Source organism: Halomarina litorea (assembly GCF_024227715.1).
Lineage (GTDB): Archaea > Halobacteriota > Halobacteria > Halobacteriales > Haloarculaceae > Halomarina > Halomarina litorea.
Genome location: NZ_CP100448.1, coordinates 1,881,250 through 1,897,878, shown reverse-complemented (window position 1 = coordinate 1,897,878; position 16,629 = coordinate 1,881,250). Strand labels below are relative to the sequence as shown.

Below are 16,629 nucleotides of genomic sequence, written 5' to 3'. Positions count from 1 at the left end.
ACGAACGCAGCGAACGGCGGCGGCAGGCTGTGAATCCGTCCACTCACCGATCCGAACACTATGGTCCACATCAAATCGCTCCCGGAACTCGAAGGGGAACCACACGCGAACGCCTTTCCCAGCGAGGAACCGAAGACGATCCGATTAACCCTCTCCGAGGGGGAGCATGTCGAGCCGCATGCGCATCCGGATCGAGACATCGTGCTCTACCTCATCTCTGGCAGCCTCGAACTCAGACTCGATGGGGAGCCGTACCACGTGACTCAGGGTGATGTCGTTCACTTCGATGGGGCACAGGACATCTCTCCGGTTGCAAAGGCGGACAGTACCGCGTTGCTCGTTCTCGCTGCGAAACGAGAGGGTCCTAGCTCTTCAGAAGGGGACCTATGAGCTCCCAACAGCCATCTGCTTCGACGAAGCCCGCATCTGACGACGAAGACACACCGCAGCAGCGACGGCTTGAGCGGAAACGAGAGCGGGCAATGGCTGTTCAGTCACAGGCCGAAGGCGAACGGGCTGCCGACGCCGACCCTGACACGATCCAGCTCGAAGTGTTTCGGTATGACCCCGATGTCGAGGCCAAACAGGAACCCCGATTCGACGAATTCACCGTCCCCTACGAACGGGGAATGACCGTCCTCGATGCGCTCATCTACGCGCGAGATCAGTACGATTCCTCACTCACGTTCCGCCATTCCTGTCGCATGGCCGTCTGTGGCAGTGACGGCTTCTTCATCAACGGACGGCAGCGACTGGGCTGTCAGACGCAGGTTTCGGGACTCGACGAACCCATTCGGGCTGAGCCGCTGCCTCACCAGTCGGTCATCAAGGACCTCGTCGTCGACATGGACCACTTCTACGAACGGATGGAGGCCGTCGAACCGTATTTCCAGCCTGATGATCTCCCCCTCGGCGAGCTAGAAGAGCAGCGGCAGTCGCCCGAGAACCGTGAGCAGATCAAAATGGCCTCCCGGTGTATCCAGTGTGGTTGCTGTACGTCGTCGTGTAATCCGGCCCAGACCGACGACGAGTACATCGGGCCGGCGGCGATCGTCAAGGGCTATCGGTTCTACATGGACGAACGCGAAGGGCCCGATGCCCAGGAACGCCGGCTGGACCTCCTCGACAAAGAACACGGCGTCTGGCAGTGCCACACACAGTTCTCGTGTACCACGGTCTGTCCGAAAGATATCCCGATCACCGAAGAGATCCAGGTGATGAAACGCGAGGCCATCAAGCGAAACCTCAAGTTCTGGTAACCGGAACGGTGGGGCTACGGCTTCTCTGTTCCATTCAATTTTCACAATCTATTCGCTGTGACCGCATCAAGTGACCGAGTTAGGGAACCAGCTGTTCGCCCTCGTCGTCATAGACCGTGATCGCGTCCACAGGGCAGACACGAGCTGCCATTTCCGCATCGAACTCCTCACCCTCGGGGACGTCCCGAACATAGCGGTCCTTCTCGAGTTCGTCACTTCCAACGAGTGGTGACGGGGAAACGTTTAGCGGGTGACACTCCAATTGTGGTGGCATATGAGTGCAGCGCGCGTCTCACAGGGGGCTCGGCGGCACGTAGCCGTCGGCGCACTCTTCTTGGTCGCGTGGCAGATCACCGCGCTCGTCGATGCGCCCCACCGCTCGGGCGTCGTCCTCGGACTCTACGGGTTCGTCCTCCACACCGTCGCTGGAAAGGGGTACGCGCTCGTCCCCTCCTACTTTGATCGGAGGCTTTCGCATCCTGGGGCGCCAGCCATGAGTCTCCCGCTGCTATCACTCGGTACCGTCGGCCTCGCCGTGGCGCCCTTCGATGACGTACCCTCCGTCGTCGGTATCGTGGGCGCCGTTTGCTGGGCGCTCGGCGCGCTCGTCTTCGTCGGCGCAGTCGGCTGGACGGTCCGGGACAACCTCACGGGACGTGAGACGGGCACCGGAGAGGTCAACGTCGACCGCCAGTGGGTCGACCGCGCCGCCAACGCGTTCGTCCCGGTCGTTCTCGCCTACCTCGTTGCTGGTGCCTACGAAACGGTCGCCGTCTCGGCGGCTCTTCCGACGCTCACCGGACGCGGGATGGCCGGCGCGAGCCACCTGCTCGCAGCCGGTGTCGGTGCGTTGCTGGTGTTCACGGTCGGCTTCCGCCTCCTTCCGCGATTCCTCGTGAGTTCGCCCCCGGTGATGCTCGTCGCCGTGGTCCTCACCGCGGGTGCGGTCGGCCCCGCGCTCGTCGCCGGGAACCTCTGGGGAGGGACGTGGTTTCGGGTTGGCGCCGTCGCTGAATCCATCGCCGTTGGCGGATTCGCCGTCGCGTACGTAGTACTCTTTGTTCGCTCCGAGCGTCGCCGTGTCGGTCTCTACGGGCCGCTGGTTGGAGTCGTCATGGGCGTTGTGGGAGTTGCATTGGGTGCCCACTTCGCGTTCGCTGGTGGGTCGCCCGGCTGGTCGATTGCTCACTACCGGCTGAACCTGTTGGGCTTCCTCGGACTCACGATTGTCGGCGTCGCCTTTCAGTTCTACCCGCCAGCGGTCGGCACGTTCCCGGGCGCCAACGACCGAACGGCGCTTGCCTCGATGGGGTGTCTCGCAGCTGGCCTCGGCGTGGAGGTGTACGGGTCGCTCGCCGGGGTTGACGTCGCCATGGCGATCGGGCGATTTCTCGCCGTTCTCGGTGCTAGTTTGTACGCGTACCTGCTATTGGGTCTCTTCCGGGAGCGGTATGGAGAGTGACGACCCCCACGACTGAACCGTTGTGGGAGTAGTCACGAAGGCGCCGAACTCGTTTCGCCACTCTCAGCAGTCTCTACGATTTCGGGACGCAGTTCCTCGACCGTCTCGAGAACCAGTTCACGGTCTTCGTCGGAGACCCCGTTCTCAGCGAGTGCAGTATCCAAGTGGTCTGCCACGACATTGAACTCGGTGTCGGTGATGCCCATACCTCTGTGAGCGTCGCGCATATCGTCCCCAGAGTACTCGACTGGACCGCCGGTTACCGCAGAGATGAATTGGACCTGATGAGCCCGGAGTTCCGTCGTGTTGCTGTCCTCGAAGTGATGAATGACGCGCTCATCGTTTAGCACACGGTCGTAGAAATCGTTCACGACGCTCTCGACTGCCTCGTGACCGCCAAGGCGGTCGAACACTGTTTCGTCCTCGCTCATTACGTGACTGGCATCTAGCGAGGCGACCAAGGGTGTTGTGAAATCGAGGGGAGAGAAGGATTCGGACGTGAGGTAGCCGCTGGTTTTCCTCGATACCAATCGTCGTCTTCGGCCATCCCCCGGTCGGGAATTGTCCCCCAACCTGGAGAATCACGTGGTAGCGAGACCGACCGCAACGTGAACCGCTTGGCGACCATGTCGTAGAGGAAGACGAGCGTCCCGAGGATGATCATCGTGTCACCGGGGAGCCGCGCCCAGAAGAGGAACAGGACGAGGTCGCTGTTGTAGAACGCTAGACTCCGTGCGGCGGCGTAGCTCTGGGTGAACGCCGTCTCCAATTGGAGGAACCCGACCGGGAGTACGGACACGAACACCATGACGGCGATGCCGACGTTCCAGAGCCAGAACGCCCACCGGAGTCGACGCTCCGGGCTGAATCCACGCCGACGACCCCATTCTGTCCACAGACGCATACGCTCACGATCGGTACCTTCCGTGCGTGGAATGGCCTGTCGGACCGCCACGACTACGATCTCGTCCGTGTTCGAGCTGCTCGGATGCATCACCAGAGCGATGCGATTAACGACCAGCTCGAAAACCTAGAGGACGACTTTCTCTCGACCGGGTCCGTCACGCATGTCCCCGACGGTGACGTCGGGTCTACTCTCATGGAACGTGCCAGGCAGAACGAGCGGCCGAGTCGTGGTGACCCAGACGCTCCTTTCTGAGAGATCGTCTCTCAAATATTGTCTATCACCCGCAAACGGTCCAGACCGAGGCTGTTTCTTCCCTATGGACGCGATTACTCGGATCTGTCCGCTTTCGGGGCGAACACGACGACGGCCGTGCTCGGTTCGAGTGCATGCGGTGAGATTTCGCACTCGCCACTGCATCGAACGAGCTGTCCTGGTTTCACATCGTAGGTCCCGCCGTCCAAAGACAGTTCCAGATGTCCAGACACCAGGTGAAGCACGATGTTTGTCCCATGGTGGGTGTGCGGGGGAACACGATCACCCGCATCCAGCTGGAGGTGAACCGCCCGAGAGTGTCGTTCTTCGAATATTTCCGCGTGTGGTGCCTTCGTGAGGTCATCAAGGGTCGTGATTTCTGGCATGAGTGCGAGTAGTGAAAGTAAGGTGCCCGAACATCTTCGGCTAGAAGATGGACGGTGGGTACATCGAAAGCCAACCGGGGGAATTCAGTCCTGCAGTTTCTTCGACATAGTGAATCTGGGATTCTAATTCGTTCCTCCGTTGGCGTAGTGTCCATCGGGAGCCCTCTCCGAGACGATTATACATCCGGTGTCTCTGCTAGATGACGTGATACGACGAATAGCTCGCAGCGCAATCCCGGTGGGAGCGGCAACGATATTCCTGAGCGGGATCGCCACCGCCCACGTCGATTACGTGGTCGACGCAGACCCAGAGACGATCGGTGAGGCGATCCAGTTCGTCATTACGACGATGTCGGACCCGCTGAATGCTGTCCTCTTAGCCGTAGGTGCGGTGGGACTCGTGGGACTGCTTGCCGGTTGGATCCTCGTCAGGCCGTTCCCCCGTGACATCGCGGAGTTCCGGGCAACGATGAAAGAGTACACTGACCTCGTTCCGTGGCTCTTGCGCATCGGTATTGGCTTCCCGCTGGTCGGTGCAGGCTTTGCAGGCTACTATTTCAGCCCAGCCGTACCCATCGAGGCAAGATTGCTCCAGATCGGTATCGGCTTCCTGTTGCTGTTTGGACTTGCAACGCGTGCAGTCGCCGCGATCGGGTTGGTTGCCTACGTCGTCGGCCTCGTGGTCGACCCGCGCATCCTGCTTGCCAACGAGTTCGTGGGCGGATTCTTGGCCATTATCCTGCTCGGCGCCGGACGGCCGTCAGCTGATGACGTCCTCCAGCGCGTCGCTGAAGCCGACAGCACAGTGTACGGGCGGATCGACCCTATCCATCGAATCGCCGTCTGGTTCCAACACCTCGTCGTCGATTATAAGGTGTACCTGCCAACGCTGCTCCGTGTGAGTCTCGGGTTGAATTTCGTCTATCTCGGATTTGTCCAGAAACTCATGTCCCCGCAGTCAGCCCTCGCGGTTGTCGACAAATATAACCTGACGGTGGTGGTACCAGCCCCACCGGAGCTGTGGGTAGTTGGCGCGGGAGTAACTGAAATCGCAGTCGGCATCGTCTTGCTGCTCGGGCTGTTCACTCGCGGGTTTTCACTGGTTGCGTTCCTGCTGTTTACGACGACGCTGTTCGGCCTGCCGGACGACCCCGTCCTGGCGCACCTGTCTCTGTACGGATTAGTATCTGTCCTGCTCATCACGGGGAGTGGACCACTGGCACTCGATAACCGACTTCAACCGACGGAGACGGACTCGCGGCGCCCCAGCATGGCCGACTAGCGCCTGTTACACTCGATTAGCCGTACGAGCGCGTTCACGTCACACGACACGTAACTACCAAACAAGAGAGACTGGTCACCATCGATTTTTGCACGGCACGCAGGTTCGTCATTCGATCGGATCGAACACCTCTGGATTCTCCGGTCCTTCGGCAGTGACGACTGCGAGCGCGCCCTTGCGTGCGACCCGCGAAAGTGCGTGGTCAACGAGTTTGAAGTCTCCCGGCACAGGGAACGACATCGTCGCGACGCAGGCACTCCCGGGGAGGACCGGCGTCGTCTGGACGTAGCGCATCGGTTCGCTGGCAAGCGCTCCCTGCTCCCAGACCTCGTCCCAGACGCTGCCGATGGCGTGGAAACTGCTGAACAGGTTTGGCCCACCCACTCCGTAGAAGATACGGGCGGTTTCGCCCGTCTTCACGTTCATCTCGGCGTAGTTGTCCGGCGTGATGGCGTACTTCTCCCCGTTCATCAGGACGTACGTCGGGTCTTCCATCCCCATTCGCGCGAAATCGAACTCGTGGTGGCCCTTCTGGCCCGTGTTTCCGTTCGTGTAGAGTTCGTGCTGACCGAGGTAAAACTCGTGATCCACCTCGGGGAGTCCATCCTCGGGTTCGACGAGGATAATGCCGAACATCCCACTAGAGATGTGGTAATCGACGTTCGCTACCGCACAGTGGTAGATGAACGCGCCCGGGTAGGTGACCTTGAATCTGAGTCGTTTCGTCTCGCCTGGGTTGACCAGCGTCGCCTCGGCACCCCCGCCGGGACCACGGCACGCGTGGAAGTCGACGTTGTGTGGCATCGAGTTGTTCTCGTGGTTCCGGATAGTGACGTCGACCGTGTCACCCACGCGAGTGCGGATGAACGGGCCGGGAACCCGCCCATTGAACGTCATGTAGCTGAACGTCACACCCGGTTCGACCTCGGCGACCAGTTCCAGCGTCTCGAGTTCGACTTCGACCGTGGCAGGCCCCGAGCGCTCGATTGGGGCGGGAATATCACGCGGATCGGCAGCAATTCGTTCGACGTCAACCGGTTTCGCGGCACCGAGGGACGCGGGCTGGTCGGTGTCCAGGGACATCGGTCGAGTCTGGACATCGTTCATGGGGTTGCCGACGACGCAACCTGCGAGCGCCATCGTCCCACCGAGACCGACTCCCTGCAGGACGCGACGACGAGTAGTGGTGTAGGACATGCGTGGTTGACCTCTGAATAGATATAACTCAGAAAACAGTATATATCTGATATATGGCTCTCGGACCTTGAGAATTGGCGTTCTGACCTATGTCCGTCGCACCTGTACAATGAGTATGAACAGTACCTGTACCACTCCCGAGACAGTACCGGCGACGGGCCACTCGCTGCCTCGCCGACGCTTCCTGCAGTCGGCGACCCTGCTGGCTGCCTCCGGTATGTTCGTGGGCGGTGCGAGCGGGCGCGCGACCGCGACCGAGACGCCGGACTTGGAGGCTTGGTTTTCGAACGTCTCGAACTACTCCGGCGTCGTCGATGAGCGCGGCCGAAGCCTCGTGCTGGTCCGGGTCGGTGCAGACGGCAATGGCGGGGCATTCGCCTTTGAGCCCGCCTGCCTCCGCGTCGATCCCGGTACGACCGTCCGCTGGGAATGGACCGGTGAGGGTGGTGTGCACGACGTCACCGCAGCGGACGGCAGCTACGCCAGCGAGCTGGTCGACACGTCTGGGCACCAGTTCGAGCACACTTTCGATGCCGAGAAAGTCACCACGTACGCGTGCAGCCCACACGAGGTGATGGGGATGAAAGGCGCCGTCGTCGTTGGCGATGCGGACGTTGGTCTGGAGAACGCCGATTTCCCGGCGGGCGAATCCGGTGACGCAGAGGAGATCACCTACCTCGCGCGGGAACCCCACTACGGTGGCTGGTTCTCGCATACCGATAACTACGGGCGGACCGTCGACATGCGCGGTCGCTCGCTCGTCCGTATCCAGGTCGGCACCGCGGGTAACGGCGGTGGCTTCGCTATCTCGCCAGCCGCAGTAGCGATCGATCCAGGTACGGAAGTCCTCTGGGAGTGGGTGGGTGAGGACGGCCCGCACAAGTTCACAGCTGAAAACGACAGCTACGAGAGTCCCGAGCAGTCCAAGGGTGACTTCGGAATGGTGTTCGACGGTGTTGGTGTTAGCAAGTACTCCTGTGACCCTCATCACGCGGAAGGGATGCGTGGGGCTATCGTCGTCGGCGACCCCTACGAGGGCCTCCCCCGCGTTACCGACGACGAATTCGCCGCCCTCGGTGGCGTCGGACTGGCCGGCGCCCTATTCGCCCTCTTTGTTGCGATGTCCCGTGAGCGTGATGAGGATTAGCTAGGGGATTCGACGTTTTTGAAGGTACACTAACTGCTCCTCTGGCTTACGCTATTCGTGCACGGAATCGTCTATCCCCAAGCCGTCGGAACACTACTGGGTGCGTCGGATCGGACTGCACGCACCTCGACCACTAGTATTGGAGCTGAGTTGCTCATTTAGATTATCGGGCTCACCGAACGGGTTCCTGTAATAGTGACACTCGGAGAATTGGTGGCACTTGCTGGAGTACCGCTTTGCACATCTCTACTCGTCGCAATATTCAAACCGCGGTGATCTCCGAGTTCGGGAGCTTCCCCCATACTTTCGGAATAATTCGATATGCGGCCGGAGGGGCAGGTCTAACCTCCATGTAGATCTCTGCTGTGTGACGAGATGCGGGTGGTTCTCAGCGGACTCATTGGTCATTCGCTCACAACGGCCCAAATGAGACTTTGGAGCGTCTTTCCGACGAAAAGTCCCATAACGGCTCCGAGCGCGACGCCTTCAATACTACCGAGCAGAATGCCGGTCAGCGCTCCGACAGCTGTGAGGGGGTGCTCTGGATGGGAGCAAACATGCCCGAATCCAGTGGAATATGGCTCAGACAACGGTATAGATTGCTTGCCATCGAGAACCGATAGATCGCGAGTCGGTTGAATCAAGAACACAGGGTCCAGATTGGTCTTGGAGCATACGTCGAAAGCCGGGCGATAGATCCAGACATCTTATGCCGAAGATGTCCGTCTCGGTCGAGCCTCTGGAATTTCTTCGGCACCTCTTCGAGATCGTTTCGAACGGGGACTCGAACTCGTCCTTTCGGTGAGTGAATTCGACGGACTGTGGTGATCAGCCGAGAAAGTAGATAGGATAACAATTTGCTTATCTATTCACTATTGAGGTTCAGGATGAGATTGTTTGATTGCTTCGTGAACCGCATCACGTCTGCCAACAAAGGTAAGATGGTCACCGTACTCAAGAATAAGGTCCGGTTCTGGGATCTGCGACTCTCCATCGCGACTGACGAGTGCAATGAGAACTCCGTCCGGGAGATACTCGTCTAATTCCTTGATGGATTTCCCTACTAGCTTTTCTGCTGTTACTTCTATTTCCTGCACGTCGCCAGTTCGGCCGAGTTCGGTCATCCACTCCGAAAGTGCAGGTCGCTCGATCGCATTGTCCATCTCGTGAGCAATCGCATCGTTCGCTGAGATGGCCCGAACCCCTAGTTCCTCGAACGCCTCGACGTTCCGAGGGGTGTTTACACGCGCGATTACCGTCTCGACATCGAATTTCGAGTTCGTGAGCTGGGCGATGAGGAGATTCACATCGTCGTCTGCAGTCGCAGCAGCGACGATCTTCGCGTTCTCAATCCCGGCCGATTGAAGCACGTCGATATCGGTGCCATCGCCGTGTCGGGCACTAAACCCAGCATTTCGAGCAGTTTCGATCGTTGCTTGGTCATTATCGATGATGACGACGTTTTCACCTCTATCCTCCAGTCGTTCGGCGAGGCCGCGACCGACGCGACCACCGCCAACTATGAGTACACGCATGGGAAGTACGTTGAGCGCTTGTGCGATGTGACGGGCGAAACCAGCTTCAAACACGACGGTCGTGAGAATGACCAGAAACACAGTGCCTACCAGAATAGCCGCCCCGTCCGGATTCGTCGGGCGCAGTTCGAGTGCAAACAGCGTCGCAACGCTGGCTGGAATGATACCACGAGGTCCAATGGCGCTCATGAAGAGCCGCTCACGGACAGTCAATCGCTCACCGTACGTACACAGTAACACCGAGACTGGGCGAATCAACCCGACAACCGCGACAACGACGAGAATTCCTCCAAGTCCGAGTGTTACGAGGTCAGCGAACGAAAGCAGCGTCGCCAGCGAGATGAATACAAACGAGAGAACAATCAGGGTGATATCGCCCTTGAACGCCTCGATCTCCTCTTCATAAGGGACATCTGCATTTCCGAGTAAGATCCCAGCCGTCGCGACGGCAGCGATGCCTGCCTCCGGCGCTAAACCCTCTGCGAGACCGTAAGTCACAATCGCGCCGATAAGAACGACAAGTCGAGCGTTCTGGACGGCATTCGTCGGCGAAAGGTCGACGTGCTTGAGGAGATACCACATCGTAGCGGCGGTGAACACGCCGACCAGCACTCCGATACCCAATCGAGACGTGAATCCTTCGACCAAGAGTGGCAGCCGAGTGCCTCCGACGACTGCCACATCAAAGATCACGACCGCTAGGATCGCTGCCGTCACGTCATTGACGATTCCCTCCGTTTCGAGGGCGGCCCCAACACGATCTCGAACAGGGACGACTTTGAGAATGGGAGTGATCACCGTCGGTCCAGTTGCTATGAGGAGAGCGCCGACGAGAAACGACAGTTCCCACGAAGTATTTAGAGCGAACCGGACGGCAACGGCTGTCGCGATGAAGCTGACGAGTGCCCCCACCGTGATTAGCCGCAACGACTCGCGTGGCGCCTGTTGGAGTTTCTCGATCTTCAGGTGGAACGCACCCTCGAAAATGATGATCGCCACCGAGAGGCCGACGATTGCTGACAGAGGTTCTGGACCACCGAACGAATCCAAGCCGACAATATCGAGACCCTCCGGTCCGACGGCAATGCCTGCGAGGATGAGAAAAAGGACGCTCGGGATTTGCAGCCGATCGGCTAATATCTGGGCTACGACACCCAGTCCGAGGATCGTCACGACGAGAGGAATGATCCCACTCCCAGTACTCATGACCGTGGCACCTGTATTGGATAACTCTGGTACTCTATATTAATACGGCGGACCACTGCCAGCCGTTCGATTTGCCGGTTACAGATGGTGGCGTCGATTCGAGAGTCACTCAAGAGAGATGTGAATGAAGAAACCCATGAAGACGAGAAGGAGGCCAAAGTATCCGACCGCTGCCGAGATGTCATTGAAGGTGGGATTCAGCTGTGCGGCGGGCCGAACCACTATGCTACCGAGAATGCAAAGGAGCCCACAGAACATGATATCTCCGGGCCATCGTGGGGGGTCCTCCGCCGGTTGAGAGTCTCGTACAGACATACCCGGTAGCTGTTCTATCAGCACGCGGGCCGTGTTGCTGAACGCGGGTATTAATCTGGTTCGGCCCCCAATCAAGTTATACTACCCGTCTTTCTATATCAGATAGCAATCGTATGTCACAGGAGACAAACGCCGCGTGTTGCAAGGTCGGACGGGCAATTGACTCGTATGACCTCTTCGAGTTCGATGCCGAACTCCGCACTCGCCGACAGCGAGGGAGTAGTCTCCGCGACCTCGCGACGTTTACGAACACTCGCATCCTCGAGCGAACTCTTGCGACTGCAGAGGCCGATGTGGTTGGCGACCCCGAAACACTGTATCAGATTCTGACAGATGATGAGATCCGACAGAGCAGACGAACAGAGGTGGAATCCAAACTGGAGAACCGAGAGATTGATCTCGACCGTCTTCGGCGTGACTTCGTCTCACACACAACGATGCGACACCATCTACAGGACTGTCTCGATATCGACACCAGTCGAGACCAGCACGTAGACCCAGCTGCCGAACGGGGCACGATCGAGTGGGCACGGGCGCGGAGTGAGCAAGTTATCGAAGAATCCCTCTCCCGTCTCCAAAGCGCAGGTGATCTCGAAACCGGGCCGCTAGAGGTCACCCATTCAGTCCGAGTTACCTGTGATGCCTGCGGAGAATCGTACCGGCTCCATGAACTGCTTGACACGGGGCGCTGTGCCTGCACGTATGAACGAGACTGACCTGTGCAACATACAGAGACCGGGCAAATCAAGTGGAGAGCGTGCCAACGGGTCACAAACGAAGTTGCCGGACGTGTGATCCCCAACACAACCTGATCAAAAAGCAATGTCACAGCAAACTAGCTGCGAGCCAGCAACAGTCACGGTGGAGAATATTGGCGGGATAGAAGCGTGTGAACTCACGCTCAATCCCGGCGTGACAATACTGACAGGACAGAACGCTACAGGCCGGACCTCGCTGTTGACAGCGCTCGCAGGCGCACTGGGGGGGTCTGGAGCGACATTGAAAAGCGACGCCGAAGAAGGATTCGTCAAGCTATCGATCGACGAAAAAACCTATTCTCGCCGGTTCGTCCGATCAAATGGTGACGTTACCAGAACCGGAGCGCCCTACTCCGAGAATTCCGAGCTGGTGGATCTCTTTGCGTGCCTACTCGAGGACAACGCGGCACGTCAGGCAATCCAGAACGGACAAAGCCTCAGGGAGATCATCATGCGACCGGTGGATACGGATGCCATTCAGGAGACGATCCACCAATTGGAGGACGAGCGCACGGAATTGAACACCCGGATCAACGAAATCCGTTCGAAGTGTGAGCAGCTTCCAGAACTCGAAGAGCGTGAAGAAGACCTCCAGGACCGTCTGCAGGCGATAGCAGAAGCGCTAGAGTCGGTCAGGGAGACCGTCGATGAGCACGAAGCCGACCCCGAAGAAGCTGGTGCCGCCCAGGAGGCATTCGACGAACTCGAACGACTGCGCCAACAGCTCAATCGCAAGCAGTCTCAAGTGGAGACGCACCGCGAGACTCTCCGTGCACTCCGGAACGAACGAGCGGAGCTCGAGTGTGAGATGGACTCGCTGTCGATGGAAGAAGACGAGCTTTCCGAGATTGAGTCCGAGCTGACCACCCTTCAGGAACGTGAGCGTCGATTGTCGAATCTAGTGACGGAACTCTCTGCTATTGTCGACTTCAACGAAGACCTCCTATCGAACGAAGGGCCTGACCTCGACCTCTGGTCGTCGACCGGGCAAGAGGTAACGGCTCGACTCGATCCAGCGACCGAACTCGTCGAATGCTGGACGTGCGGTAGTGAAGTCGAACAACGTGAAATCAGTGATCGCCTCGACGAACTCCGGAATGTCATCGCCGAGAAACGGAACGAGTTGCATGAGCTCGAAGACACCGTCGAAACGCTCCGTACGCAGCGGGCGAACTTTCAACAGACCAAAACGCGGAAGGCAGAACTGGAATCCCAACTCGAAGAAGTTCGGTCAGATATAAAACGACGGCAGCGTCAGGTAGAGACGGTCGAACGCGAGATTGACGAACTCCGGGACGAAATCGAAACTCAGGAACACCGGGTTCGTGAGACCGAGGAACTTCGAGACACCGAACTCCTCGATGCCTACGAGCGCCTCAGCGAACTCCAGTACGAGCGGGGTCAACTCGAACAGGAACTTTCCGACGTCGAGGACGACCTCGTGGAGATTCACCAACTGGATAACGAACTGGAGCAGCTCGAGGCGCAACGAGAAGAGGTTCAGGAGGAACTCAAATCCCAGCGCACCCGGATCGAAGACCTCGAACGAGAAGCCATCGAGGCATTCAACACACGGATGGAGGACATCCTTGACATCCTCGAATACAGAAACATCGAACGCGTCTGGATTGAGCGGAAAGAAGGAACGAAGTTCGACTCTCGACGTGGTGGGTATCGGGGTGGATCCGTGTCTACATTCGAACTGCACGTCGTCAGATCCAATGAAGACGGCGCGGTCTACGAAGACACGATCGACACGTTGAGCGAAAGCGAGCGCGAGGTTATTGGGCTCGTAGTAGCACTATCCGGATACCTCGTCCACCAGGTGTATGAAGTGGTTCCGATGATGCTCCTCGATTCGCTAGAAGCAATCGATGCAACACGAATTGCCCGACTCATCGAGTACTTCGCCGAACACGCCCCGTTCCTTGTCGTAGCGTTACTCCCCGAAGATGCGCAGGCTCTCGACGAGTCCTTCGACCGAATCCCAGCACAGATGATCGCAGCAGCCGAATGACCTCGGAGACTCAATTCGTTCTGTGAAAGCAGGTAGCCACCACTATCCACTTACAGCCCATGGGCGTATGTGGTTTACAAACTATAGTTCGTAAAGTTCGGGCGAATCACTCCTCGTCATCGGCACTCCGAAACGGCGAGATGACATCTTCGGAAACCCCGTTATCGGAAAAGATCGTCACACGATCGCCAGCGCGAATTTCTGTTGGCCCCCGAGGGACGATGATCTCACCATCCCGGTCAATCGCGACGGTAATCATATTCGGGGGGAGCAATCCAGCCATGTCTGCCTCTTCAAGCGACTGTCCAACGATTGCAGCTTCCTCAGCGACCGTGATTTCGAAGACTTCTGCGGTATCACCAACCCGCATGAAGTCCTTGATTCCGGGCCGACGAATCGTTCGATAGATGTATTCCGCGATGAGTCGCTGTGGATTCTCGACGACGTTCACACCAAGCGTCCGGAAGAGTTCGATATCCTCTTTGTTGTGAACCACGCTGATGAGCGACTCACAGCCCATCTCGCGAGAGAGCATCATGACCATCATATTAACGGGGTCCTGCTCGGTCGTCGCGATGACCACGTCGGCGTCCTCTGCACGCGCCGCCCAGAGCGCTTCGCGGTCAGTGGCGTCTTTGACGATCACAGAACAATCGTATCGCTCCTCGATATCGTGGGCAGTTGCTGGGTCCTTTTCAATGACTGTGACGTCATTATCCTCGAGAGTCGCCATTTCGATCAGGCTGGACCCAATGCTGCCCGCACCGACGACTACGATCTCCATACGCCAACGTCACACCAGGTGGTCATTAACTTCCCGACTCGGTGAGGGGCCAGCACCCCAAAGCAATGGTCGCTACAGTCGTCGTCGCATCCTTCGAACGTATACTCGGAACTGAGAGGCGTCGTGAAAACTTCAACATCACCGCAGTGAGGACACTCAGCAGTTCGTGTCGGCAGAGTCGTCCCGCATCGGGCACATTCGTGGATGACGTCGGGGTGTTCCGTCGACGAAAGACCCGCCTCACCGTCGTCCTCAAGCCCATGCTATCCTCTTTGGGACGTCGTCAATACAAAACGATGGGGGAACGCCTGGCAGTTCAAGGTTAGCGGGGCAATCGCTTCACTGAAGCCCGTTGTACAGGAGATACAGGGCGAACAGGATGAGATATACTCCCGCTAGACAGACGGTCACGAGAGTTCGCCCGAATATAGCAATTAGAATGAGGACGAACGGGCTAGAGAGTAGGAGTGCATCAAACACCGAGTCATCAGCACCGGATTCGATAACAGAACCGACGAGCGGCAAGCGTGTGAGTTTCACTGGTACAACCCTCCACGGTGGAACAATGCTCTGAGCGTAACCAGAACCGGAATGATTTCCAGACGGCCAATCCACATATTGAACAAGAACATGACCTTCCCGAAGGCCGGAAGCGACTCTGGACCAGTGATGCCAGCCGAGAGACCGACGTTCCCCTGCGCGCTCGCGACCTCGAAAATGATGTTCTCGAGGGTGTAGTCGCCTGCTGGGAGAATAGCTAATAGGACGAATACTCCTAAAGCAAGGAAGACAAACCACAGGAATGCGATTATCGCCGCCTCTTCGAATTCACGGTTTGCCTCCTCGTCAGATAGCCGGCGGCCATTGATCTCTAACCGTCGGACTGCCGTGTTCGGGTAGAAAACGTCCGTGATGCGGTATCGGATTCCTTTCAGCAGGGTTAGTGCCCGGATGAGTTTGATACCGCCGACTGTCGACCCGGCAGCTGCCCCAACGACCATCCCGAGAGAGACAGTGAGTTGGGCCTCGGCAGGCCAACGGCCGAGCGCGACGTTCGTCGCATCGACAGCCGTCTGGAATCCCGTACACGATGCTGCGGAGACGAACTGGAACAACCCATAACGAATGGCCGTGAACGGCGAGTCGTACGTACCACCGAAATAGACCATCGCACACAGAACGGCCGATCCAAGCCCGAAGGATCCGAACACCCACCGAGTCTGCAGATCTGTATAGAGGTTCTTGAGGTCTCCCTGGAGGATGAGGTAATGGACCGGAAAGGCGATACTGCCCAGAACCATCACGGGAAGGAGCGCAAAGTCGATGAGTGCGCTATCATAGGTGGCGATCGAGTTGTCCGTAATCGAGAACCCACCCGTCGCCAGCCCAGTCATGGCGTGATTGATGGCCCCCCACAGAGGCATACCAGCAAGCCATAGCAGGAAGGTGGAGACGAACGTGAACAGGATGAAGATCCACCAGATGGTTCGAACCGTCGAGACGATACTCGGATGAATCTTCTCGGATCGTGCCTCGGACTCATACAGGGTCAGCGAACCGCTCCCAGGGCGGGCAAGAATCGCCGTCGTGAGGACAATCACCCCGACCCCACCGATCCACTCGATGAACGAGCGCCACCACTGGAGTGTTCGCGGGAGGACTTCCTCGTTGTCGGTCATCGTCAATCCAGTACCGGTGAAGCCGCTCATGCTCTCGAAGAGAGCGTTTAGCGGCTCCGTGAACGCCGCAAGCGTCGTCGTCTGTGGTGGCGGTGAAAGTGGACCGATACCGAGAGATGATTCGACCGTCCAAGCAATCGTGAGAAACGGGAGTGAGCCGAAGATGGCAACTGAAAGCCATCCTGTCGCAGCGATCATCATCCCATGGAGCTTCCCCGGCACTTGGGCGTCCGCGAAGACCGTACTCAATGTACGTCCGATAGCGAGCGGGACGAAACCTGATACGAGCAGCGGCGGAATCGCATAGTATTCCCTCCAGATCAGCGGGATGAGAACTGAGATGAACATCATCCCAGAGAGCGCTTGCAGCATTCTCCCCAGATCCCGGGCGATAGTGGCTTTAGTCCCGTTCACAGGTTGCTCCATCGACTATCCCGGTGCAA

General features: G+C 58.2%; 14 protein-coding genes and 3 pseudogenes. 8 read left to right on the top strand and 9 right to left on the bottom strand.

Annotation, left to right across the window (positions count from 1 at the left end; translation table 11 throughout):
* Window positions 1-60: 60 nt before the first annotated feature.
* Together NKG96_RS10355 and NKG96_RS10350 are read left to right on the top strand one after the other, a co-directional pair.
* Window positions 61-390, top strand: a complete 330-nt coding sequence (locus NKG96_RS10355; RefSeq protein WP_254534860.1) for a cupin domain-containing protein — start codon at window positions 61-63, stop codon at window positions 388-390.
* Entirely contained in the window at window positions 387-1,259 is an 873-nt protein-coding gene (locus NKG96_RS10350) for a succinate dehydrogenase/fumarate reductase iron-sulfur subunit (RefSeq protein ID WP_254534859.1), read from the top strand. The genes NKG96_RS10355 and NKG96_RS10350 overlap by 4 nt, the downstream gene beginning before the upstream one ends.
* A gap of 79 nt (window positions 1,260-1,338) precedes the next feature.
* Here NKG96_RS10350 and NKG96_RS10345 read toward each other — a convergent pair.
* A pseudogene (locus NKG96_RS10345) lies at window positions 1,339-1,485 on the bottom strand (ferredoxin); the annotation flags it as partial.
* A gap of 48 nt (window positions 1,486-1,533) precedes the next feature.
* Between NKG96_RS10345 and NKG96_RS10340 the strand changes: the two are divergent.
* The gene (locus tag NKG96_RS10340) at window positions 1,534-2,721 is read left to right on the top strand and encodes a hypothetical protein (RefSeq protein WP_254534858.1); all 1,188 of its coding nucleotides are present in this window, start codon (window positions 1,534-1,536) and stop codon (window positions 2,719-2,721) included.
* 32 nt (window positions 2,722-2,753) lie between these two features.
* Here NKG96_RS10340 and NKG96_RS10335 read toward each other — a convergent pair whose 3' ends face one another.
* Together NKG96_RS10335 and NKG96_RS10330 are read right to left on the bottom strand one after the other, a co-directional pair.
* Window positions 2,754-3,152: a group I truncated hemoglobin gene (locus tag NKG96_RS10335; protein WP_254534857.1), complete on the bottom strand. Its 399-nt coding sequence runs from the start codon at window positions 3,150-3,152 to the stop codon at window positions 2,754-2,756.
* Window positions 3,153-3,250: 98 nt separating this feature from the next.
* Window positions 3,251-3,577: pseudogene (locus NKG96_RS10330) on the bottom strand (nitric-oxide reductase large subunit); the annotation flags it as partial.
* Between NKG96_RS10330 and NKG96_RS10325 the strand changes: the two are divergent.
* A pseudogene (locus tag NKG96_RS10325) lies at window positions 3,569-3,880 on the top strand (DUF7998 family protein); the annotation flags it as partial. The pseudogenes NKG96_RS10330 and NKG96_RS10325 sit on opposite strands and share 9 nt — an antisense overlap.
* 74 nt (window positions 3,881-3,954) lie before the next feature.
* On the opposite strand, the gene NKG96_RS10320 reads toward NKG96_RS10325, so the two are convergent.
* A complete protein-coding gene (locus tag NKG96_RS10320) occupies window positions 3,955-4,266 on the bottom strand; it encodes a cupin domain-containing protein (RefSeq protein WP_254534856.1) in 312 nt (103 codons plus the stop codon).
* A 205-nt stretch (window positions 4,267-4,471) separates the two neighbouring features.
* Between NKG96_RS10320 and NKG96_RS10315 the strand changes: the two genes are divergently transcribed.
* Entirely contained in the window at window positions 4,472-5,548 is a 1,077-nt protein-coding gene (locus NKG96_RS10315) for a DoxX family protein (protein WP_254534855.1), read from the top strand.
* Window positions 5,549-5,656: 108 nt separating this feature from the next.
* Here NKG96_RS10315 and nirK read toward each other — a convergent pair whose 3' ends face one another.
* Window positions 5,657-6,745: a copper-containing nitrite reductase gene (gene nirK / locus NKG96_RS10310; protein ID WP_254534854.1), complete on the bottom strand. Its 1,089-nt coding sequence runs from the start codon at window positions 6,743-6,745 to the stop codon at window positions 5,657-5,659.
* 115 nt (window positions 6,746-6,860) lie between these two features.
* Between nirK and NKG96_RS10305 the strand changes: the two genes are divergently transcribed.
* Window positions 6,861-7,892 carry a halocyanin domain-containing protein gene (locus NKG96_RS10305; RefSeq protein ID WP_254534853.1) on the top strand — a complete coding sequence of 344 codons (1,032 nt, stop codon included), beginning with the start codon at window positions 6,861-6,863 and terminating at the stop codon, window positions 7,890-7,892.
* An 872-nt stretch (window positions 7,893-8,764) separates the two neighbouring features.
* Here the strand turns inward: NKG96_RS10305 and NKG96_RS10300 are convergent.
* A complete protein-coding gene (locus tag NKG96_RS10300) occupies window positions 8,765-10,633 on the bottom strand; it encodes a cation:proton antiporter domain-containing protein (protein ID WP_254534852.1) in 1,869 nt (622 codons plus the stop codon).
* Window positions 10,634-11,061: 428 nt separating this feature from the next.
* Between NKG96_RS10300 and rdfA the strand changes: the two genes are divergently transcribed.
* Both rdfA and NKG96_RS10290 read left to right on the top strand, forming a co-directional pair.
* Window positions 11,062-11,664 (top strand): rod-determining factor RdfA, encoded by a 603-nt coding sequence (gene rdfA / locus NKG96_RS10295; RefSeq protein ID WP_254534851.1) that lies wholly within the window; start codon window positions 11,062-11,064, stop codon window positions 11,662-11,664.
* Window positions 11,665-11,770: 106 nt separating this feature from the next.
* Window positions 11,771-13,723 (top strand): archaea-specific SMC-related protein, encoded by a 1,953-nt coding sequence (locus NKG96_RS10290; protein WP_254534850.1) that lies wholly within the window; start codon window positions 11,771-11,773, stop codon window positions 13,721-13,723.
* A 106-nt stretch (window positions 13,724-13,829) separates the two neighbouring features.
* Here NKG96_RS10290 and NKG96_RS10285 read toward each other — a convergent pair whose 3' ends face one another.
* The 3 genes from NKG96_RS10285 to NKG96_RS10275 form a co-directional block, all read right to left on the bottom strand.
* Window positions 13,830-14,507: a potassium channel family protein gene (locus tag NKG96_RS10285; protein WP_254534849.1), complete on the bottom strand. Its 678-nt coding sequence runs from the start codon at window positions 14,505-14,507 to the stop codon at window positions 13,830-13,832.
* Window positions 14,508-14,846: 339 nt separating this feature from the next.
* Complete coding sequence (locus NKG96_RS10280) at window positions 14,847-15,047, bottom strand: hypothetical protein (RefSeq protein ID WP_254534848.1); 201 nt, start codon at window positions 15,045-15,047, stop codon at window positions 14,847-14,849.
* Window positions 15,044-16,612, bottom strand: coding sequence for a TrkH family potassium uptake protein (locus NKG96_RS10275; RefSeq protein ID WP_254534847.1), 1,569 nt, complete (start codon window positions 16,610-16,612; stop codon window positions 15,044-15,046). Before NKG96_RS10275 ends, NKG96_RS10280 begins: the two co-directional genes overlap by 4 nt.
* Between the last annotated feature and the right edge of the window lie 17 nt (window positions 16,613-16,629).